The sequence below is a fragment of the Thioclava sp. F28-4 genome (assembly GCF_002020045.1).
Classification (GTDB): Bacteria; Pseudomonadota; Alphaproteobacteria; order Rhodobacterales; family Rhodobacteraceae; genus Thioclava; species Thioclava sediminum.
In genome coordinates, this window is the sequence record NZ_MPZQ01000001.1 from 405,180 (window position 1) to 425,609 (window position 20,430).

Below are 20,430 nucleotides of genomic sequence, written 5' to 3' on the forward strand. Positions count from 1 at the left end.
GCTCACCCCTGCGACAATAGGCTGAGCGGGTCGAAATCTTCGCCCTGCTCCTCGATCCACTGATCGATATTGGCTTCATCGGCAGCGGCGAAGGTCTCGGGGTTCCATATCTCGAAGGTCTCGCCCACGCCGGAGAAATAAGCCTCCTTGTCGAGACCGATCTTCGTGCGCAAAGCCGCCGGGAGAACCAGGCGGCCATCGGGATCGACTTCGGTCGGGTGCGATTTGGACAAAACCATCCGCTGCAGGATCGTGCGCTGCTTCGAGCCGCGCGGCAGCGCCGCGATATCGGCGGCCAGCGCCTCGAAGGCGGCCTGCGTGTAGATCTGGAGCATTTTCTGGGTGTCGGCACCGTAGACGATGACCATGCGGGGGCGATCTTTGTTCGGGCGCTCGGGGTCACCCTCTTCCAGCTCACGACGAAACAGCGCGGGGATCGACACGCGACCCTTACTGTCCACCTTGAAGGTGTATTCGCCTATGAACATGCCCGCCAAAGCGCGCTCCTATCACCTGTCCCGCCGGGCGGGGCCCGAAATGAAAACAGCGGATTGGGCTGCTGCCACTGCCCAATCCGCCGCCCTCGTTCCCATTACTGGGTATGTCCGACTGCACGCGCCACCTGGGGGGATGGGGATATCTGCTCGCTCGCGCGCCGGATCTCTTTGTTTTCGTGAAGCGATGGCCTGTATGAAACCTGCATTTCGCCGTGAGGTCTTAGTGCCTCTATTTGTCTTCGCTTCCGATGAATTAGGGATGCCATGGGAATTCATGGCACGCAAGAAAAAAGTTGCCGAATACTAGGCACATGTTGTTCGCGAAGAGACTCCATTACCAGGTGTTGTGCCGAAATAGGACCACAGATAGCGCACGCATGACGGCAATTTACTATATATGGTAGAAAAACCGGAGCCGTCAGAGCTTCCCGTAAAATCCCAAAAAATTTCGCCCAATGCGGAACCTGTGGTTTTTGAGCCGCAATTTGAACCCGCGACACCACTGATTTCAGCGCTCACCACAGGGTGATTTTGCGCGAGGGCGCGTGAAGCGCGCGTGATTCCGCCCAGTTTCGTGGCGAATCTCCGCTCACATGCCTTCTACGCTCCCGTGAAGTTCCATGAAAGGTGCCATGATTTCCCATAACGCCCCTGTGACCAGAAAAAAGGCGCCCGGATCGGGCGCCTTTCCAAATGCGACCTTGGTCCCGAGGTCAGAGCAGATCGCGGTCGACCAGCCCCTGCGCAAGAGCGGCATAGCCCTCGGCCGCCGGCCCCTCGCCCGCCGCGACCGGGGTGCCCGCATCGCCGGCGAGCCGCACATCCAGATCGACGGGCAGCGCACCGAGGAAGGGCAGCCCCAGCGCCTTCGCCTCTGCGGCGACCCCGCCATGGCCGAAGAGATGCGCCTCGTGGCCGCAATTGGGGCATACATAAGAAGACATGTTTTCGACCAGCCCGTGGATCGGGGTTTTCAGCCGCTGGAACATGTCGATCGCCTTCTTCGCATCGAGCAGCGCGACATCCTGCGGGGTCGAGACGATAATCGCCCCGTCCAGCTCGGTTTTCTGGCACAGCGTGAGCTGCACATCCCCCGTCCCCGGCGGCAGATCGATCAAAAGCACGTCGAGCGGGCCGTATTCGTCCCATTTCACCTGGAACAGCATCTGCTGCATCGCGCCCATCAGCATCGGGCCGCGCCAGATCACCGCCTCGCTCTCTTTGAGCATGAGGCCGACCGACATCAGCGTGACGCCATGCGCCTGCAGCGGCAGGATCGTCTGGCCGTCCGGCGAGGCCGGCCGCTTGCTCGCACCCATCATGCGCGGCAGCGAGGGACCATAGATATCCGCATCGAGTAGACCGACCTTCTTGCCCGCGCGAGTCAGCGCCACAGCGAGGTTCGACGCGACGGTGGATTTGCCCACGCCACCCTTGCCGGACCCGACAGCGATGATCTTCTTCACGCCCGGCACTTTTTGCGGGCCTTGCTGGGGCTTGGGATGGCCGCCGATCGCGGGGCCGCGCTGTTGCGATTGCTGAGCGGTGCCGCCAAGACCGCGCGGCGCGCCCGCGGGCACGACCACCGTCACGCTCGTCACCTCGGGAAGCGCCTTGATCGCCGCTTCCAGCGTGGGGCGCATCGCTTCCAGTTCGGGCTGCGGCGCGCCTTCGAGCACGAAGCGCACCACGCCGTCTTGCACCGCAAGCGCGCGCACGAGATCGCGGCTGATCGCGGTCCCGCCGCCCGGCACTTCTACCGATTGCAACGTCGCAAGAACCGTTTCCTTGCTCAGAGCCATGCAGATTCCTCCATTCCCGGGTCCGTCATCGGCCCGACTGCTCGTGATTTGGCCGGAACTGTGGCGTTTTTGCCGCGCAGTTCAAGTCGAGAACTGCCCAAATGGTCAGGAATCCCCCAAACGCCGCAAGGCAAGCGCACATATCTTGCGTCTGCGTCTCGAAAATGGGTCAGAATCATTCATGCATTTTCTGCATGGCGGCAATGAGGCTTCCCGGCATTGTGCAGTCGCAGCATTAGCGCCATCTTTAGCCCAACGACGGAACACGAAGTAACGAATTCGGGCCGACAAGCTGGAACCGGCAGCGGCCCTCGCAAGTAGATAGATGAGGCTGAAACGATGGCACTCGTACAAGACATCCAACTGAACGAAGGCGGCTTCGCCGCGCTGAAATCGAAACTGACCGAAGCCCTGGCCCGCCGCAAGGTGTATCGCCAGACGCTCAACGAACTGCGCTCGCTCAACAGCCGCGAGCTGAACGACCTCGGGCTGCACAGCTCGATGATCACCCGCGTGGCCTACGAGGCCGCATACGGCAAGTAATTCGCTTCCCGAGCCCCTCTCCTCCTCCCTGGGGCTCAGGACTGCGGCGGCGCTCTCTCTCCTCCTCCCTGAGAGCGCCGCCACACCAAACATACCGGCCCCAAGCGGCGCGACGCCGCAACGCCGGATCCGAGCTGCCCGGATCTCTCTCTCCTCCTCCCTGAGAGATCCGCGCCGAGCAGGCGGCGATCTCTCTCCTCCTCCCTGAGGTCGCCGCCTATCACCGGCGGAAAGCTGCGACAGGCTGTCGCATGCTGCAGTGCAGCACTTGATATCCGGGCCGACAGGTCCAATGTGATACGAAAGGCCCTCTCCTCCTCCCTGGGCCGATCGTTTCGGCGGCACTCTCCTCCTCCTCCCTGAGGGTGCTGCCACAAAATACCGAGGGTCCTCTCCTCCTCCCTGGACCCGAGGGTGTGACGCCGCTTCCTCCTCCTCCCTGAAGCGGTGTCGACAGTGCCGAAGGGTCTCTCTCCTCCTCCCTGAGACCTGACGGCAGAAAAGAGACGGCGGCGCCCCTCCTCCTCCCTGGGCGCCGCCGTTTTCTTTTATTCTTTCCCAAGCTGATCCGTCGGAGGGGCTCTGCCCCGCACGCTTCGCGCACCCCCGGGATATTTCTCTCGAGAAGAAGAGCATTGCCCTCGCGCGCGCTGACCGGCAGGAAGGGCGCAAGGAGACCGAACCAATGCTGTCTTACCAACACGCCTATCACGCCGGAAATCTGGCCGATGTGCACAAGCACGCGCTGCTTGCCTCCGCGCTCGATTACCTGACGCGCAAGGACAAGCCGCTGAGCTATCTCGAAACCCATGCCGGGCGCGGGCTTTATGCGCTCGACGGGGCGGAGGCGGCGAAAACGGGAGAGGCAGCGGCCGGAATTACGCGGGTGGAAGGCCTGGGCTGGTTCGCCTCCGATCACCCTTATATGCGCGCGCTGGCCGCTGTGCGGGCGCAGCACGGCGCGCAGACCTATCCGGGTTCGCCTTTGGTGGCACAGGCGCTGTTGCGGCCGATGGACACGATTCAGCTATGTGAATTGCACCCGCAGGAGTTTTCCGCCCTGCGCACGGCCACGCGGCGAAGCGGCGCGGTCCTGCACAAGGCCGACGGGCGCGAGATGGCGCTGGCGCTGACACCTCCGACGCCACGTCGCGGGATGATGCTGATCGACCCGAGCTTCGAGGAGAAGGCCGACTACACGGCGATGCCGAAGCTGATCGGCCATATCGCGAAGAAATGGAACGTCGGCATCGTCGCGCTTTGGTATCCGATGCTCGCCTCGGGCGCACACGAGACGATGGTCCGCACCCTGCGCCGCGATTTCCCCGATGCGCTGAGCCATGAGGTGCGATTCCCGCCCGCGCGCGAAGGACACGGCATGATCGGCTCGGGGATGTTCATCGTGAACCCGCCCTGGGGTCTTGCCGGCGAGGCCGAGCGGCTGTCGGAGCTATTTTCCAGCCTTTGACGCAAGGAAAGCCTCGAAGGCCTCCAGCGTGCGGGACGAGACATGGTGCTCGATCCCTTCGGCGTCGATCTCCGCGACCTCTTCCGGCACGCCCACGGCGCGCAACAGGGCCACGACGGTCCGGTGGCGTTCGCGCACCTGATCGGCCAGCGCCTCCCCCGTCTCCGTAAGGAACACCCCGCGATAGGGCCGCGACACGGCCAGCCCTTCGCGTTTGAGCCGCGCCACGGCTTTCGTCGCGGTCGGATGGGCCACCCCGAGTCGCGCGGCGATCTCGGTGATCCGCGCCTCGCCGAATTCCGCCGTCAGATCGGCGATCATCTCGACATAGTCTTCCAGGAGCGCGCGCGCCGCACGCTCTCGGGCCCGGTTGAACCCCTTGATCTGGGAGGGATCGGTGTCAGTCATTCGCCTGCCTTGACGGTCTTTGTCTCAATACCGGTCGGGGGCCTGTCGGGCGCCATTTCCGGAGCGGACCGGATAACGTGTCGCGCCCGATATGCCAAGCAAAGCTTCGCGCGGCGCGCGTTGTGCTGTCAACGAAAATTAGCCACTTGCGAATCTTGTAGCCAAGGCTACATTTCGCAGGAGCAGCATAGACGAGGACTCCCATGACTGAACTAACCCGCAAGGAAAACATGACGAGCCGCACCCGCACGGCGATGGAGGCCGTGCTGTCGGGCAACCGGCGCGGCGGGTATCTGTTGTTCTTCGGGCCAGCCGTCATCGCCTCGGTCGCCTATATGGACCCGGGCAATTACGCGACGAATATTCAGGCGGGCGCGGGCTATGGCTATGCGCTTTTGTGGGTCGTGCTGGGTGCGAACCTCATCGCGATGCTGTTTCAGGCGATCTCGGCGCGCGTGGGCATCGTCACGGGCAAGAACCTCGCAGAACTCTCGCGCGAGAATTTCTCGAAACCTGTGACGATTGCGATGTGGGTCGTCTCGGAGATCGCCGCGATGGCCACCGATCTGGCGGAGTTTCTGGGCGGCGCGTTGGGGCTTTCGCTCCTGTTCGGCTGGCCGCTGATCTGGGGGATGGGAGTCACCGCCGTCGTCACCTATGCAATCTTGATGTTCGAGCGCGGCGGGTTCCGCCCGATGGAGATCGTGATCGGTGCGCTCGTGGCGCTCATCGGGGCGTGCTACCTCGCCGAGATGTTCGTGGCGCCGGTCGACTGGTCGGGAGCGGTGGCAGGAATGTTCGCGCCCTCAATGCCAGATGCGACGGCGCTGACGATCTCGGTGGGCATCATCGGTGCGACTGTGATGCCGCATGCGATCTTCCTCCATTCCGGCCTGACGCAGAACCGCGCCCTGACGCGTGATCCGGTGCAGAAGGCGCGGCTGGTGAAGTTCTCCAACCGCGAGGTGATCATCGCGCTCGCGATCGCGGGGATGGTCAATATGGCGATGGTGATCATGGCGGCCTCGGCCTTCCATAGCGGGCATTCCGAAGTGGCCGAGATCGAGACCGCCTATCACACGCTGACGCCGCTCTTGGGCGGGTTCGCGGCGGCCGCCTTCCTGACCTCGCTGATCGCCTCGGGAGTTTCTTCGTCGGTCGTCGGCACGATGGCAGGGCAGATGATCATGCAGGGCTTTATCCGCCGTCGCATCCCGGTCTGGCTGCGCCGGGTCATCACGATGGCGCCCGCCTTCGTCGTCGTCTGGCTCGGAGTGAACACGACCGACGCGCTGGTGATGAGTCAGGTGGTGCTGTCGATCGCCCTGCCCGTCCCGATGGTCGCACTGCTGATCTTCGCACGGCGCGGCGACATCATGGGCAAATTCGCCCTGCGCGGGCCGATTCTGTGGCTCGCGGTGCTGGGCGCGCTCATGGTGCTGGGGCTGAATTTCGTGCTGCTCTGGCAATCGGCCGGGCTGCCGGTCCCGGGTCTGGTGAACTAAGCCAAACGGAGCGAGGGGGCGCTGCCCCCTCTTGGCTGCGCCAATTCACCCCCGGGATATTTCCGCCAAGAGGAAGGCCACGCGGGATTGCACTTCGCCTTGGTCAAAATATCCCGGGGGAGCGCGTCAGCGCGGGGGCGGAGCCCCCCTCTGCATGACAACCCCGGCGCCCCCCCATCGCCGCGATTGCAAGGCGCGCGCGGGCAGGCTAAACGAGCGCGCATGATGAACCGTCCCGCGCTCCCGCCCGAAATCGCCCGTCGCCGCACCTTCGCGATCATCTCGCACCCGGATGCGGGCAAGACCACTCTGACCGAGAAGTTCCTGCTTTTCGGCGGCGCCATTCAGATGGCGGGACAGGTGCGCGCCAAGGGCGAGGCGCGGCGGACGCGTTCGGACTTCATGAAGATGGAGCAGGATCGCGGGATTTCGGTCTCGGCCTCGGCCATGTCCTTCGAGTATCGCGACTTCCGCTACAACCTCGTCGACACGCCCGGCCACTCGGATTTCTCGGAAGATACCTACCGGACGCTGACGGCGGTCGATGCGGCGATCATGGTGATCGACGGCGCGAAGGGCGTGGAAAGTCAGACCCGGAAGCTGTTTGAGGTCTGCCGTCTGCGCGACCTGCCGATCCTGACCTTCTGTAACAAGATGGACCGCGAGAGCCGCGACACGTTCGAGATCATCGACGAAATTCAAGAAAACCTCGCGATCGACGTGGCCCCGGCAAGCTGGCCGATCGGGATGGGTCGCGACTTCCTCGGTTGCTACGACATGCTGCACGACCGGCTGGAACTGATGGACCGCGCCGACCGCAACAAGGTTGCGGAATCGATCAAGATCAGCGGGTTGGACGACCCGAAACTGGCCGAGCATGTGCCCGCCGACCAGCTCGAAAAGCTAAAGGAAGAGGTCGAGATGGCGCGCGAGCTACTGCCCGCCTTCGACCGCCAGAGCTTCCTCGAGGGGCACCTGACGCCGATCTGGTTCGGCTCGGCGATCAACAGCTTCGGTGTGAAGGAACTGATGGACGGGATCGGCGAATTCGGGCCCGAGCCGGAGGTCTTCAAATCCGCTGAGCGCGATGTGGCGCCCGAGGAGAAGAAGGTCGCGGGCTTCGTCTTCAAGGTGCAGGCGAACATGGACCCCAAGCACCGCGACCGCGTGGCCTTCGTGCGGCTCGTCTCGGGCCATTTCACGCGCGGGCAGAAACTGCTGCATGTGCGCTCGAAAAAGCAGATGGCGGTGTCGAACCCGGTTCTGTTCCTCGCCGCCGACCGCGAACTGGCCGAAGAGGCCTGGGGCGGCGATATCATCGGTATTCCGAACCACGGCCAGCTCCGCATCGGTGACGCGCTGACCGAAGGCGAGGCGCTGCGCTTCACCGGCATTCCGAGCTTCGCGCCGGAACTGCTGCAATCGGTGCGCGCGACCGACCCGATGAAGGGCAAGCATCTGGAAAAGGCGCTGATGCAATTCGCCGAAGAGGGCGCGGCCAAGGTGTTCAAGCCTGCGATCGGCTCGGGCTTCATCGTGGGCGTCGTCGGCGCGCTGCAATTCGAGGTGCTGGCGAGCCGGATCGAGCAGGAATACGGCATCCCCGTGCGCTTCGAAGCCTCGCAATTCACCTCCGCCCGTTGGGTGCTGGGCGACAAGGCGGCGGTCGAAAAGCTGGTCAACGCCAACAAACAGCACATCTCCTATGACCATGACGGCGACGTGGTGTTCCTCACGCGCCTGCAATGGGACATCGACCGGGTCGAGCGCGACTATGAAGGCGTGACGCTGTCGGCGACCAAGGAAATGATGCAATGACGACCCCGCTGCCCCCTGAACTCGTTTCGATCCTGTGCAACGAGGCCAGTGCACCGGAAGACGTGCGCACGGTCGAGGCGCTGGTCGATCTGTGGCTCGCCGACAATGCCGAGGAGCCCGAGGGCGAGGAGTTCCCGTGGTCGGTGCTCTGTGTCTTCGAGCTGCGCGAATATCCCGAGGTGCTCTGGACCTTCATCCGCAAGGCGCTGACCGGGGCCACGACGATCTGGCAGGTGGTGATGCTCGCCGCCGGGCCGCTGGAGGATCTGGTGGCGGAACATGGCGCGGAGTTCATCGAGCGGATCGAGCGCGAGGCGCGCCATTCCGCGCGCTTCCGCTTTGCGCTGACGGGGGTCTGGCCGCAGGGCGAGGAGGATCCCACGCTTTGGGCACGGATCGAGAAGGCGCGCGCGGCGGCGATGGATACGGGGCTCGATATGGGCGGGCCGCTGCCGCCGAAATGAGCGCAGGCGCATCGCGCGTCAGGCAACGAAAATCACATCTTTGCGCCTGAGCTGTGCGGTAGCGCGCGCCGGACCTACCTCTGAGCAAGGAGGAGATCATGGCGCAGCTGTCTCGGATGTCCGGCAAGAGAATGGCGCGGTTTCTGCAAAAGCAGACCCGTTTCTACCAGCCGTTCGGCGTGATCCCGACCCGCGCGCTGCGCGCCACGCTGCGTCCCGGCGATGTGCTGCTGGTCGAGGGCGACCGGCGGATCTCGGCGGCGATCAAGTATCTCACCCATTCCACATGGTCCCATGCGGCTTTCTATTCGGGCGGCCCGCCCGGCGGCGAGCTGATCGAGGCCGATCTTGAGGCGGGCGTGCGGATCGCGGGGCTCGCGGCCTATGCGCATCTCAACACCCGCATCTGCCGCCCCGTGGGGCTTGGGCATGATCGGCTGGAAGAGGTGATCGACTACATGCAGAGCGCCGTCGGGCGGCAATACGATCTGAAGAACGTGATCGACCTGGTGCGGTATCTTCTGCCGCGCCCGCCTGTGCCGCATCGGTTTCGGCGGCGGATGCTGGCTTTGGGATCAGGCGACCCGACGCGGGCGATTTGCTCGACCGTGATCGCCGAGGCGTTTCATTCGGTCCATTATCCGATCCTGCCCGATATCGAGATGGGCAGCGCCGACAGTCAGGGCGAAATTCTGCATATCCGGCACTCGTCGCTGTTCACGCCGCGCGATTTCGATCTCTCGCCCTATTTCGACGTGATCAAGCCGACGCTGGAAGACGGGTTCGATTTTCGCAAATTGCCACTGGAGGAGTGACGCCGAAGGAGGGGAGCCTCCGGCGGGGATATTTATTTCAAGAGGAAGCGAGGATGCGCCGTTCAGATAAGGCGCATCGCCTACATCGTTACATTGCGAAGGAGACGCCGCAGCCGCAGGAGCTGGATGCGTTCGGGTTCTCGATCACGAAGCGCGCGCCGATCAGTTCTTCGGTGAAGTCGATCGTGGCGTTCTCGAGGAAGGGCAGCGAGACCGGGTCGATCAGAACCTTCTGGCCTGCGCCTTCAAGCACGATGTCGTCGCCCGCAGGCGTCTCTTCGAGCTTGATATCATACTGAAAACCGGAACAGCCGCCGCCCTCGACGGCCACGCGCAGCGCTTGCGGCGCCTCGCGACCTTCATTGATTTCCGCCAGACGCGCAAAGGCGCGTTCGGTCACTTTCGGAGGGAGTTGCATCGGATTGGCCTTCCTGACCCCACGGGGCCTGTATTTCCGTCACATCCGAGATATAGGAGGGCCGAAGCGTGCCGACAAGACGAGGTTTTACCAGTGCTCAAGCCCTATGCCTGCCAGCCCGGCGAGAGCCGCGGGCGGCTTCACCCCGAAAGCATGTCCACTTTTCGCTCGCCGTTCCAGCGCGATCGGGACCGGATCATCCACTCCTCAGCCTTCCGACGGCTCAAGCACAAGACGCAGGTCTTCGTCGAACATGAAGGCGATTATTACCGCACGCGCCTGACCCACACGATCGAGGTGGCGCAGGTCGCGCGCACCATCGCGGGGACGCTGGGGTTGAACACCGATTTGGCCGAAGCAGTGGCGCTGGCGCATGATCTGGGCCATCCGCCCTTCGGGCATACCGGCGAGGACGCGCTGGCCGAGCTAATGGCGCCTTACGGGGGCTTCGATCACAACGCGCAGGCGCTGCGGATCGTGACCAAGCTGGAGAAGCATTACGCGGGCTTCGACGGGCTGAACCTGACATGGGAGACGCTGGAAGGCATCGCCAAGCACAACGGGCCCGCGATTTCCGACAAGGGCGGCTCGCACAGCTTCCCCAGCCGCGAGGAGCTGCCCTATGCGCTGGCCGAGGTCGATGCGGCCTGGGATCTGGAGCTGGAGACCAATGCCAGCGCCGAGGCGCAGGTGGCGGCCGTGGCCGATGACGTGGCCTATAACCACCACGATCTGCATGACGGCCTGCGCGCGGGGCTCTTCGACGAGAATGACCTGTGCGAATTGCCGGTGATCGGGGCCTGTTTCGCCGAGGTCGACAAGCTGCATCCCGGTCTCGACCGCACGCGCCGCCAGCACGAGGCGCTGCGCCGGGTCTTCGGCGTGATGGTCGAAGACGTGATCGCGGTGGCCGAGAACCGTCTGACCTCGCTCGGGCCGCAATCGGTCGATGATATCCGCCAGATGGACGGGCCGATCATCCGCTTCTCGAAGCCGCTTTATCAAAGCCTCAAGGTGCTCAAGCAATTCCTGTTCGAGCGCATGTATCGCGCGCCCTCCGTGGTGGTGGAGCGCAAGCGCGTGACCGAAATGATCAACGCGCTGTTCCCGCTGTTCATGGAACGCCCGGAGCTTCTGCCCGAGGAATGGCAGGAGGAAGTCTCCCGCGCGCGCATCCTCGGCGGCGACTGCACCCGGCCCGAATCGAAGCAGGCGCTGGCGCGGGTCGTGCTCGATTACGTGGCCGGGATGACGGACCGCTTCGCCATTCAGGAATATGATAGGCTGGTGGGGCGCGGGCGCTGAAGCGGAACAACTGGCGTTCCGTCTCGTTGTCTCCGCGAATGCAACGCATAGGAGGGATTCATGATCCGCAAGCACGCATCGGCCCATTGGGAAGGCACCATCAAGGGCGGCAAAGGCACGATTTCGACCGAGAGCGGCGCGCTGAAGTCGCAGCCCTACGGTTTTAACACCCGGTTCGAGGATGAGCCCGGTTCGAATCCCGAGGAATTGATCGGCGCGGCTCACGCGTCCTGCTTCTCGATGGCGCTGTCGCTTCAGCTCGAGCAGGCAGGCGTCTCGGATGTCGTGATCGACACCAAGGCGGAAATCTCGCTCGACAAGGAGGGCGATGGCTTCGCGGTGAAGAAATCCGCGCTGACCTCGACCGTGAAGGGTACTGGCGACGAGGAGGCCATCCGCAAGGCGGCCGAGGGCGCCAAGGAAGGCTGCCCGATCTCGAAGCTTCTGAACTGCGAGATCACGCTGGACCTGACGATCAACTGATCCGGTCCTGATCGATCAAAGCAAAAGGGCGCCCGGTGAGGCGCCCTTTTTCATGTCTTGGGTCTGGCGTTCAGCGCTTGAAGAGATGCTTCTGCGCTTCGCGGCTCGAATTGTCGCTGCGCTCATCGGCAGACAGGGCCCGGCCCGCTTTGACGCCCGGGCGGTCGCCGACTTCGTCGAGCCAGCGCTTCAGGTTCGGCTTGTCGTCGAGCGTCTGCTCCTGCCCTTCCCAGAGCGAAGCCCACCCCCAAGACGCTATATCCGCGATCGAGTAGAAATCGCCGGCAAGGTAGCGGGTCTCGGCGAGACGGCGGTCCATGACGCCATAGAGCCGACCGGTTTCAGCCCGGTAGCGATCCTTCGCGTAGGGCAGGTCCTGCGACGGCTCGAGCTTGGGCGCGTATTTCAGGAAGTGGTGCGCCTGACCGGCCATCGGGCCCAGCCCGCCGACCTGCCAGAACAGCCATTCGTCGACCGCGATCCGGTCGCGCTCGGTCTCGCCGTAGAACTGGCCGGTCTTGCGGGCGAGATATTGCAGGATCGCGCCGCTCTCGAAGATCGAGACCGGCGCGCCATCGGGGCCGTCGCGGTCGATGATCGCGGGCATCCGGTTGTTGGGAGAGATTTTCAGAAATTCCGGCTCGAATTGCTCGCCCTTGCCGATATTCACCAAGTGGGTCTCGTAGGGCAGGCCCATCTCTTCGAGCGCGATAGAGATTTTCCAGCCGTTCGGCGTGGGCCAATAATAGAGGTCGATCATGGGGTCTCCGTCAGGTTAGGCGGCAGGTTCCGCTCTACTTTGCCGCACGCTGGAACGAGGGCAATGCGAAACCCGTTGTGCGCGGACGCGCAAACAGGCGCGACCAGCGGGGGTCTTGCGCCTTAGGTAGTGCTTCGGCGAGAAAGGGAAGCGGCAGTCGGTCGGGCTGGCGCAGCACTTGACGGTAAAGGTCGAACAGCCCCTCGCGCATGTAGCAGGCGAAATGGCAGACGCGTTTCGCGGGCGGGGCGACGGGGTAGCCGAGATCTTCGAGAACCTCGATCACCTCGGGCGCGTCGATCTGCAGATCGAGCCAGTTGCGCATCGGCTGCGAAAGGCCATTTCCCAAAGACCGCTCGCGCCCGCCTGCAACGCCCCACTCGAACAGGAAATCGAACAGGTCATTGTCGCGGCTGGTGACGTTGAGCACCTCGCAGCTGCGGCCCGCCGGGCTCGCCATCGCCTCCTCGGCGCGGCTCTGGAATTCCGCGGCGGCCAGCAGCACCATCCGCGCGACTTGCCCCGCATGGGCATGGCGCAGCGCGCGCAGCGCGACACGTGCGCCCATCGAATGGCCGATGATTCCCACCGGACGCCCGGTCGCGGCATGAAGCGCGCCGATCAACCGGGCAAGGCGCTGTGCGGCGATCTCGGCCATGTCGTAGATCCGGGTCAGCCGCCCCGTCGATTGCCAGCTGAACGCGATGCCCAGCCCTTCGCCCGGATTGCTGCCGTCGAAGCCGAGCGCGCGCGGCCAGCTGATCGCGGTGTGCAGATTGAAGCTCGGCTCCATCGCGAAGATATGCTGATACGGGTCGCGCCCCTCGACGCCCGCCGCATAGCCGTAGCCGTGGATCATCAAGACGACCGGCGCGCCCTCCGGCAGGGCGCGCGCCTGAGCGATGACATCGGCGGGCAGCTCGGAGCTGGCATGGACCTTGAGAAGCGGCATTTGGGCCTCGGGGGAGGAGCGCAGGCGCAGGTTGTTGTTCTAATCCGAACGCGGCTTTTCGTCGGAAAGTTCCCACGCCCTCGCGTGAGCCTGCAGCGACGGCACGCATTCGTTTTGTGCGATCGTGACATCGCCGCTATGCGTTGACCCAGCGCCGCCTGCGCGCTATCGCAGCCCCAAGCCGCGACAGACCGCCGCAGGAGGCACCGATGACCGAGCGCAAGACCCGCACCAAACTCGTCCATGACGGCATTCGCCGCAGCCAATATGGCGAACTGGCCGAGGCGATGTTCCTGACGCAGGGCTTTGCCTACCCCTCGGCCGAAGCCGCCGAGCAACGGTTCCTGAACGCCTCCGACGATGAGTTCATCTATGCGCGCTACGGCAACCCCACCACGCGCATGTTCGAAGACCGGATGGCCTCGATCGAAGGCACCGAAGACGCTTTCGCCTGCGCCTCCGGCATGGCCGCGATCAACGGCGCGCTGACCTGCCTCGTGAAGGCGGGCGATCACATCGTGGCCGCGCGCCAGATGTTCGGGTCCTGCCTGCATGTGCTGAAAGTGCTGCAGGGCTTCGGCGTGGATGTGACCCTGGTCGACGGCACCGATCTCGACGCGTGGCGCGCCGCGATGCGTCCCGAGACGAAGGTCTGCTTCTTCGAGAGCGTCTCGAATCCGGGCCTCGAAGTGATGGATGTCGCGGGCATCGTGAAAATCGCCCATGAGGGCGGCGCAACGGTGGTGGTCGACAACGTCTTCGCCTCGCCGATCTTCTCGCGTGCAGTGGAACTTGGCGCAGATGTGATCGTCTATTCCGCGACCAAGCATATCGATGGCGGCGGGCGCGTGCTCGGCGGTGTCGTGCTCGGCTCGAAGGAATATATCCGCGGTCCGCTGGAAACTTACGTGAAGCACACCGGCGGCGCGATGAGCCCGTTCCATGCCTGGGTTCTGCTGAGCGGGTTGCAGACGCTCGATCTGCGGGTGCGCGCGCAGGCGGCCAACGCGGCCGCCGTGGCCAGCGCCGTGGCCGGTCATGAGAAACTCGCCCGCACCGTCTATCCCGGCCTGATGGATCATCCCCAACATGCATTGGCGATGGAGCAGATGGGCTCGGGCGGCACGATGCTCGCGCTCGATCTGAAGGGCGGCAAGGAGGCGGCGTTCCGCTTCCTCAACGCGCTGCAGATCGTGTCGATCTCGAACAACCTCGGCGATGCGAAATCCATCGCGACCCATCCGGCGACGACGACCCACAAGAACCTGTCGGAAGAGGAGCGGGCGGCGATCGCGATCACCCCCGGTCTGATCCGCATCTCGATGGGGATCGAGGACGGGGGCGACCTGATCGCCGACATCAAGGGGGCGCTCGACGCGGCCTGAACGGGGTGAACCGATTGCCGCGAACCGGCGTATTGTCTTGGACATCGCCCTCAAAAACCCCATATCTGGCGGGACCGGGCGCACCGGAGGACAGGATATGAACGTGCAAGGCAGGATCGAGACCCCCGACAATGACGACGCGCGCGCCGCGCTCGACGTGCTGCGCGCATGGGCGGCAAAGGCCGACCCGGTCGAGGTCGCACAGCTGGATCCGGCGATCGCGCGGCTGCTGCCGGGCCACGCGGTCTCGAACTATCCCGATCTGAGCCGCGACTATGACGCGGCTTTCGAGGCGGACGAGACCTACAAGGCGACGATGCCCGACCTGCAGAACGGCCCGTCCTCGCTGATCGTGGGCGCCCATACCCGGATCGAACATGTCGGCATCTCGAATTTCCGCCTGCCGGTGCGCTTCCATACCCGCGACAATGGCGATCTGACGCTGGAGGCCTCGGTCACCGGGACGGTCAGCCTCGAAGCGGAGAAGAAGGGCATCAATATGTCCCGCGTGATGCGCAGCTTCTACGTCCATGCGGAGAAGACCTTCTCCTTCGAGGTGATGGAAGCCGCGCTCGACGACTACATGGATGATCTCGAGAGCTTCGACGCCCGTCTGATGATGCGGGTCTCCTTCCCGGTGAAGCGGCCCTCGCTGCGCTCCGGGTTGGAAGGCTGGCAGTATTACGATATCGCGTTGGAACTGATCGAGACGGCCGGGGTGCGCACCAAGGTGATCCACCTCGACTACGTTTATTCCTCCACTTGCCCATGCTCGCTGGAGCTGTCCGAACATGCCCGCGCCAGCCGCGGCCAGCTGGCGACGCCCCATTCGCAGCGCTCCGTCGCGCGGATCTCGGCAGTGGTCGAGCCCGGCGAGGTGCTGTGGTTCGAGGATATGATCGATCTCGCCCGCGCCGCGGTGCCGACCGAGACGCAGGTCATGGTCAAGCGCGAGGACGAACAGGCCTTCGCCGAACTGAACGCCGCCAACCCGATCTTCGTCGAGGATGCCGTGCGCGCCTTCGCCGAGCGCCTTCTGGCGGATGCCCGTATCGGCGATTTCCGCATCGTGGCCAGCCATCAAGAAAGCCTGCACAGCCATGACGCCGTGGCCATGCTGACCGAGGGCGAGACCTTCGCATCGGCCAGCGTCGATCCGAAGCTGTTCGCCACGCTGATCCATCAGGGCTGAGCCCGGGTAGGAGCTGTCTCCGCCGCGTTGATGCGCGTTGTAGGCGGTGACGGGGCTCTGCCCCCGTCCTGCGGGCCCCCGGGATATTTTCGCAAGAGCGAAGACGGGCGCTGAAGCTTACGTTAGGCGAACAGATGCCGAACATGCCCCTTTCCCTCTGAAGGCCGAACCGCTAGATTGCCTCCCATGAATTGGGCTGATGACGACGATCCGTATGAAGGGGCTGCGAGCCTGTCGCAACGTGCCATGGCGGGCGCCATGCAAGCGCGGAGCGCGCCGTATCTCGAGAAACTGAACCCCCAGCAGCGCCAGGCCGTCGAGACGCTCGACGGGCCGGTCTTGATGCTGGCAGGCGCGGGCACGGGCAAGACCTCGGCGCTGACCGCACGGATCGCGCATCTGATCCACACCGGCCGCGCGCGCCCGAACGAGGTGTTGGCAGTCACCTTCACCAACAAGGCCGCGCGCGAGATGAAAGAGCGCGTGGGGCGCCACTTGGGCGGTGCGATCGAGGGGATGCCGTGGCTTGGCACCTTCCACTCGGTCTGCGTGAAGCTGTTGCGCCGCCACGCCGAACTTGTGGGGCTCAAGTCGAATTTCACCATTCTCGACACCGACGACCAGATCCGGCTGCTCAAGCAGCTGATCGTGGCGGCGAATATGGACGAGAAGCGCTGGCCCGCACGGCAATTGGCTGGGCTCATCGACGGTTGGAAGAACAAGGCGCTGACGCCCGAAAAGGTCTCGGGCCGCGAGACGGCGGCTTTCGACAATCGCGGGTCCGAGCTTTACGCCGCCTATCAGGCGCGGCTGAAGACGCTCAACGCGGTCGATTTCGGCGATCTGCTGCTGCACATGGTCACGATCTTCCAGACCCACGGGGATGTGCTTGCGCAATATCAGCGCTGGTTCAAATACATCCTCGTCGACGAGTATCAGGATACCAACGTCGCGCAATATCTGTGGCTGCGGCTTCTCGCGCAGGGCCACAAGAACATCTGCTGCGTGGGCGATGACGACCAGTCGATCTATGGCTGGCGTGGCGCCGAGGTCGGCAACATTCTGAAATTCGAGAAGGATTTTCCCGGCGCCGCGGTGATCCGGCTGGAGCAGAATTACCGCTCGACCGCGCATATCCTCTCCGCCGCCTCAGGGCTGATCACGGCCAATGAGGGCCGTCTGGGCAAGGAACTGTGGACCGAGGCCGAGGGCGGCGAGAAGGTGCGCCTGATCGGTCATTGGGACGGCGAGGAAGAGGCCCGCTGGATCGGCGAAGAGGTCGAGGCGATCCAGCGCGGGACCCGCGGCAATCCGCCGATCAGCTTGAATTCACAGGCGATTCTTGTGCGCGCCTCGCATCAGATGCGCGCCTTCGAGGACCGGTTCCTGACCATCGGTCTGCCTTATCGCGTCATCGGCGGGCCGCGCTTCTACGAGCGGCTCGAGATCCGCGACGCGATGGCCTATTTCCGCCTCGTGACCTCGCCCGATGACGATCTGGCTTTCGAGCGGATCATCAACACCCCCAAGCGCGGCCTTGGCGACAAGGCGCAGCAGCGCATTCAGGTCGCCGCGCGCGAGAACGGGCTGAGCCTTCTGGACGGCGCGCGGCTCTTGGTGGCCGAAGGCGCGCTGTCGGGCAAGGCGGGTGGGCAGCTGCGGCTCTTCGTCGAGAATGTCGCGCGCTGGCATGAGGAGGTCGTGCAGGCCTCGCCCGCGACGGCGGTGACGCGGGCCGAGGATGACGACCTGCTGATCGAGCCCGCCGAGGATGGCGTGGCGCCCGCAAATGACCTCAGCCATGTGCGTCTGGCCGAACGGATCTTGGAAGAGTCCGGCTATGTCGAGATGTGGCAGAACGACAAGACGCCGGAAGCGCCGGGGCGGCTCGAGAACCTCAAGGAACTCGTCAAGGCTCTGGAGCAGTTCGACAATCTGCAGGGCTTCCTCGAACACGTCGCGCTGATCATGGACAACGACAAGGCCGAGACCGAGGAGAAGGTCTCGATCATGACGCTGCACGCGGCCAAGGGGCTGGAATTTCCCGTGGTCTTCCTGCCGGGTTGGGAGGATGGGCTGTTCCCCTCGCAGCGCTCGATGGATGAAAGCGGGTTGAAGGGGCTCGAGGAAGAGCGGCGTCTGGCCTATGTCGGCATCACCCGCGCCGAGGAGCTGTGCACGATTTCCTTCGCAGGCAACCGCCGCGTCTATGGCCAATGGCAAAGCCAGATGCCCTCGCGCTTCATCGACGAATTGCCGCCCGCCCATATCGACGTGCTGACGCCTCCGGGCCTCTATGGCGGCGGTATGAACGGGGGCGGCTTTGGCGGCTCCTCCGCGATGGAAGACCGCGTCTCGCGCGCCGATGTCTACAACTCGCCGGGCTGGCGGCGGCTGCAAAACGCTCAATCGCGTGGGACCGGCCAGCCGCGCGAGGCGCGCCATATGGTGATCGACGCCAAGGGCGAGAGCGATTACGAGATCGGCGACCGGGTCTTCCACAAGAAGTTCGGCTATGGCGAGGTGATGGGCTCGGAAGGCGACAAGCTCGTCGTGGAATTCGACAAGGCGGGCGAGAAGCGTCTGCTGTCGAGCTTCGTCGTGCCCGCCGCCGATGCCGACGACGTGCCGTTTTAACCCTTCTCCCTTCGCCTTGGCGCAAATATCCCGGGGTGAGGCCGTCAGGCCGAGGGGGCAGCGCCCCCTGCCCCGTCGCGATCCGCGTGGCGCTGTGGCAGATTTGCCCGGTATTCCGATGCATGCCGTCAAACGCTTGATCAGCGGGGAATTTCGCCGCAGCTAGAGGGTAACACCCGCGTGAGCGAGACTTGAGAGATGACCGCCGATCCAAAGCCCCACCTGCCCGACCATCCCCAGCGCTATGCGCTCGTGAACGAATTGCACGCCCGCCCCTATCCGAAACTGGGCGTGCCGGGACATGCGGTCTATGTCGCCTTCAAGGAGCCGCGCGATGCGGCCAATCGCGACCGCAGCAAGGATCACGATCACCTCGTCGATCTTCTGACGCGCAACGGGGCGGCGCAGCCACAGGCGGGGATCACCCATTACGGCGGCAAGATCGGGCGCCACGAGGTGAAATGGGAGAGCCATACCGAATTCACCACCTATCTCGCTTTCGGCAAGGGCGTGTCGTCGCGCGCCTTCGATCCGGCGGAGACCGAGATCTACCCCGATAGCTGGATCGATGCGGCGCCCGGCGGGCGGATCGCGGCGGTGCAGATCCGCATCGAGGAGCTGCCCGAGAACCCCGACGACATCTCGCCGCTGCTGGAGCAATGGTTCGTCACCGAAAGCCTCGTCTGCACCTGGGTGCTCGACGGGGCGGCGGTGGTCGCGGGGGATTTCCGGATCGACCCGAACGGGCAGATGCGCTTTGCCGTCTTCGCGCGGCCCGGCACCGGGCCGGGACGGATCGGGCGCACGGTGCAGCGGCTTTGCGAGCTGGAAACCTATCGCGCGATGTCGATGCTGGGGCTGGCGCGGGCGCGCGATCTGTCGAAGCGGCTCAATGCGCTCGACCCGCGCCTGACCGAGATCGTGGACGGGATGGGCAATGACGCCAATTCCGCCGAAGAGACACTGCACGACCTGCTGGAAATCTCCGCCGAGCTGGAGAGCCTCGCGGTGCAGCATTCCTTCCGCTTCTCTGCGACCGGAGCCTATGAGGCGATCGTGCGCGAGCGGGTGGAGGCCCTGCGCGAGAGCCGCTTCGAGGGGCGACAGAAGCTCAGCGAGTTCATGGCTCGTCGCTACGATCCGGCGGTGCGCACGGTCAAATCGGCCGAAACGCGGCTGCGCCAGATGGTGACGCGGGCGGCGCGCGCGGGCGAACTGCTACGCACGCGGGTCGACGTGGAACGCTCGGCGCAGAACCAGAAAGTGCTGGAAAGCATGGATCGCCGCTCGGACCTGCAGCTACGCCTGCAGCACACGGTCGAGGGGTTGTCGGTGGTCGCGATCAGCTATTACGCGATCTCGGTCGCGGGCTACCTCGCCTATCCGCTCTCGAAGAAGATCGGGCTGAGCAAAGAGCTGATGATGGCGGGGCTGACGCCGATCGTGATCCTCGCGGTCTGGCTGATGATCCGGCGCATCCGCAAGGGGATGGGCGGTCACTGATCGGCGATGAGGGGCTTTGCCTCGGCCCGCGCGGCTGACAGCGCCGCAGCGGGGCGAAGTTCGATCATCAGCCCGCGCTTGCCGCCGTTCAGGATGATCGTCTCGTAGCCGAGCGCGCTCTGCTCGAACGCCACCGGGCTTGCGCGTTTCTGGCCGAAGGGGCTGATGCCGCCGGTGCGAAACCCGGTCAGCTTCTCGGCCTTGGCGGGCTCCAACATCTTCGCGGATTTGCCCCCAAAAGCTGCGGCCACCTTCTTCATCGACAGCGTCGCATCAGACGGGATCACCGCGCAGGCGGGCTTGCCATCCACCTCGACCATCAGGGTCTTGAGAACCCGCGAAGGCTCCACTCCGAGCGCACCGGCCGCATGGAGGCCGATCTTATCTTGACCGGCCTCATAAGCATATTCGTGCAGTTCGAAGGCGAGCTTGGCGCGGGTCAGCGCCTGTGTCGCCGGGGTGGCATGACCCATCG

Annotated in this window: 19 protein-coding genes; 12 read left to right on the plus strand and 7 right to left on the minus strand. The window is 64.4% G+C overall.

Annotation, left to right across the window (positions count from 1 at the left end):
* Positions 1 to 2 precede the first annotated feature (2 nt).
* Positions 3 to 488 carry a division/cell wall cluster transcriptional repressor MraZ gene (mraZ, locus tag BMI87_RS01930; RefSeq protein ID WP_078520010.1) on the minus strand — a complete coding sequence of 162 codons (486 nt, stop codon included), beginning with the start codon at positions 486 to 488 and terminating at the stop codon, positions 3 to 5.
* Between the two features lie 722 nt (positions 489 to 1,210).
* The gene (locus BMI87_RS01935; RefSeq protein ID WP_078519473.1) at positions 1,211 to 2,299 is read right to left on the minus strand and encodes an Mrp/NBP35 family ATP-binding protein; all 1,089 of its coding nucleotides are present in this window, start codon (positions 2,297 to 2,299) and stop codon (positions 1,211 to 1,213) included.
* Between the two features lie 339 nt (positions 2,300 to 2,638).
* On the opposite strand from BMI87_RS01935, the gene BMI87_RS01940 reads away from it, so the two are divergent.
* Positions 2,639 to 2,842 (plus strand): DUF1127 domain-containing protein, encoded by a 204-nt coding sequence (locus BMI87_RS01940; protein ID WP_078519474.1) that lies wholly within the window; start codon positions 2,639 to 2,641, stop codon positions 2,840 to 2,842.
* A gap of 685 nt (positions 2,843 to 3,527) precedes the next feature.
* The gene (locus BMI87_RS01945) at positions 3,528 to 4,310 is read left to right on the plus strand and encodes a 23S rRNA (adenine(2030)-N(6))-methyltransferase RlmJ (RefSeq protein ID WP_078519475.1); all 783 of its coding nucleotides are present in this window, start codon (positions 3,528 to 3,530) and stop codon (positions 4,308 to 4,310) included.
* Here the strand turns inward: BMI87_RS01945 and mntR are convergent.
* Complete coding sequence (gene mntR / locus BMI87_RS01950; RefSeq protein WP_078519476.1) at positions 4,293 to 4,718, minus strand: manganese-binding transcriptional regulator MntR; 426 nt, start codon at positions 4,716 to 4,718, stop codon at positions 4,293 to 4,295. The genes BMI87_RS01945 and mntR overlap by 18 nt on opposite strands.
* Positions 4,719 to 4,921: 203 nt before the next feature.
* On the opposite strand from mntR, the gene BMI87_RS01955 reads away from it, so the two are divergent.
* The 4 genes from BMI87_RS01955 (at position 4,922) to BMI87_RS01970 (ending at position 9,320) form a co-directional block, all read left to right on the plus strand.
* Positions 4,922 to 6,223 (plus strand): Nramp family divalent metal transporter, encoded by a 1,302-nt coding sequence (locus BMI87_RS01955; RefSeq protein WP_078519477.1) that lies wholly within the window; start codon positions 4,922 to 4,924, stop codon positions 6,221 to 6,223.
* 222 nt (positions 6,224 to 6,445) lie between these two features.
* A complete protein-coding gene (locus BMI87_RS01960; protein ID WP_078519478.1) occupies positions 6,446 to 8,041 on the plus strand; it encodes a peptide chain release factor 3 in 1,596 nt (531 codons plus the stop codon).
* Positions 8,038 to 8,505: a DUF6869 domain-containing protein gene (locus BMI87_RS01965; RefSeq protein ID WP_078519479.1), complete on the plus strand. Its 468-nt coding sequence runs from the start codon at positions 8,038 to 8,040 to the stop codon at positions 8,503 to 8,505. Before BMI87_RS01960 ends, BMI87_RS01965 begins: the two co-directional genes overlap by 4 nt.
* Before the next feature lie 98 nt (positions 8,506 to 8,603).
* The gene (locus BMI87_RS01970) at positions 8,604 to 9,320 is read left to right on the plus strand and encodes a lipo-like protein (RefSeq protein ID WP_078519480.1); all 717 of its coding nucleotides are present in this window, start codon (positions 8,604 to 8,606) and stop codon (positions 9,318 to 9,320) included.
* 88 nt (positions 9,321 to 9,408) lie between these two features.
* Here BMI87_RS01970 and BMI87_RS01975 read toward each other — a convergent pair whose 3' ends face one another.
* Positions 9,409 to 9,738, minus strand: coding sequence for an iron-sulfur cluster assembly accessory protein (locus BMI87_RS01975; protein WP_078519481.1), 330 nt, complete (start codon positions 9,736 to 9,738; stop codon positions 9,409 to 9,411).
* Between the two features lie 93 nt (positions 9,739 to 9,831).
* Here BMI87_RS01975 and BMI87_RS01980 point away from each other — a divergent pair, with 93 nt between their 5' ends.
* The gene (locus BMI87_RS01980) at positions 9,832 to 11,043 is read left to right on the plus strand and encodes a deoxyguanosinetriphosphate triphosphohydrolase (RefSeq protein ID WP_078519482.1); all 1,212 of its coding nucleotides are present in this window, start codon (positions 9,832 to 9,834) and stop codon (positions 11,041 to 11,043) included.
* A 60-nt stretch (positions 11,044 to 11,103) separates the two neighbouring features.
* Positions 11,104 to 11,526 carry an OsmC family protein gene (locus BMI87_RS01985; protein WP_078519483.1) on the plus strand — a complete coding sequence of 141 codons (423 nt, stop codon included), beginning with the start codon at positions 11,104 to 11,106 and terminating at the stop codon, positions 11,524 to 11,526.
* Positions 11,527 to 11,596: 70 nt separating this feature from the next.
* On the opposite strand, the gene BMI87_RS01990 is transcribed toward BMI87_RS01985, so the two are convergent.
* Together BMI87_RS01990 and BMI87_RS01995 are read right to left on the minus strand one after the other, a co-directional pair.
* Positions 11,597 to 12,286 carry a glutathione S-transferase N-terminal domain-containing protein gene (locus tag BMI87_RS01990; protein WP_078519484.1) on the minus strand — a complete coding sequence of 230 codons (690 nt, stop codon included), beginning with the start codon at positions 12,284 to 12,286 and terminating at the stop codon, positions 11,597 to 11,599.
* 34 nt (positions 12,287 to 12,320) lie between these two features.
* Complete coding sequence (locus BMI87_RS01995) at positions 12,321 to 13,238, minus strand: alpha/beta fold hydrolase (protein WP_078519485.1); 918 nt, start codon at positions 13,236 to 13,238, stop codon at positions 12,321 to 12,323.
* Positions 13,239 to 13,447: 209 nt separating this feature from the next.
* Here BMI87_RS01995 and metZ point away from each other — a divergent pair, with 209 nt between their 5' ends.
* The 4 genes from metZ (at position 13,448) to BMI87_RS02015 (ending at position 19,955) form a co-directional block, all read left to right on the plus strand.
* The gene (metZ, locus tag BMI87_RS02000; RefSeq protein ID WP_078519486.1) at positions 13,448 to 14,623 is read left to right on the plus strand and encodes an O-succinylhomoserine sulfhydrylase; all 1,176 of its coding nucleotides are present in this window, start codon (positions 13,448 to 13,450) and stop codon (positions 14,621 to 14,623) included.
* A gap of 97 nt (positions 14,624 to 14,720) precedes the next feature.
* On the plus strand, positions 14,721 to 15,815 hold the full coding sequence (gene folE2 / locus BMI87_RS02005; RefSeq protein ID WP_078519487.1) for a GTP cyclohydrolase FolE2: 1,095 nt from the start codon (positions 14,721 to 14,723) through the stop codon (positions 15,813 to 15,815).
* 186 nt (positions 15,816 to 16,001) lie between these two features.
* Positions 16,002 to 18,452, plus strand: a complete 2,451-nt coding sequence (locus BMI87_RS02010; protein WP_078519488.1) for an ATP-dependent helicase — start codon at positions 16,002 to 16,004, stop codon at positions 18,450 to 18,452.
* A 198-nt stretch (positions 18,453 to 18,650) separates the two neighbouring features.
* A complete protein-coding gene (locus tag BMI87_RS02015; RefSeq protein WP_078519489.1) occupies positions 18,651 to 19,955 on the plus strand; it encodes a DUF3422 family protein in 1,305 nt (434 codons plus the stop codon).
* On the opposite strand, the gene ybaK is transcribed toward BMI87_RS02015, so the two are convergent.
* Positions 19,949 to 20,428, minus strand: a complete 480-nt coding sequence (gene ybaK / locus BMI87_RS02020) for a Cys-tRNA(Pro) deacylase (protein ID WP_078519490.1) — start codon at positions 20,426 to 20,428, stop codon at positions 19,949 to 19,951. The genes BMI87_RS02015 and ybaK overlap by 7 nt on opposite strands.
* Positions 20,429 to 20,430 lie beyond the last annotated feature (2 nt).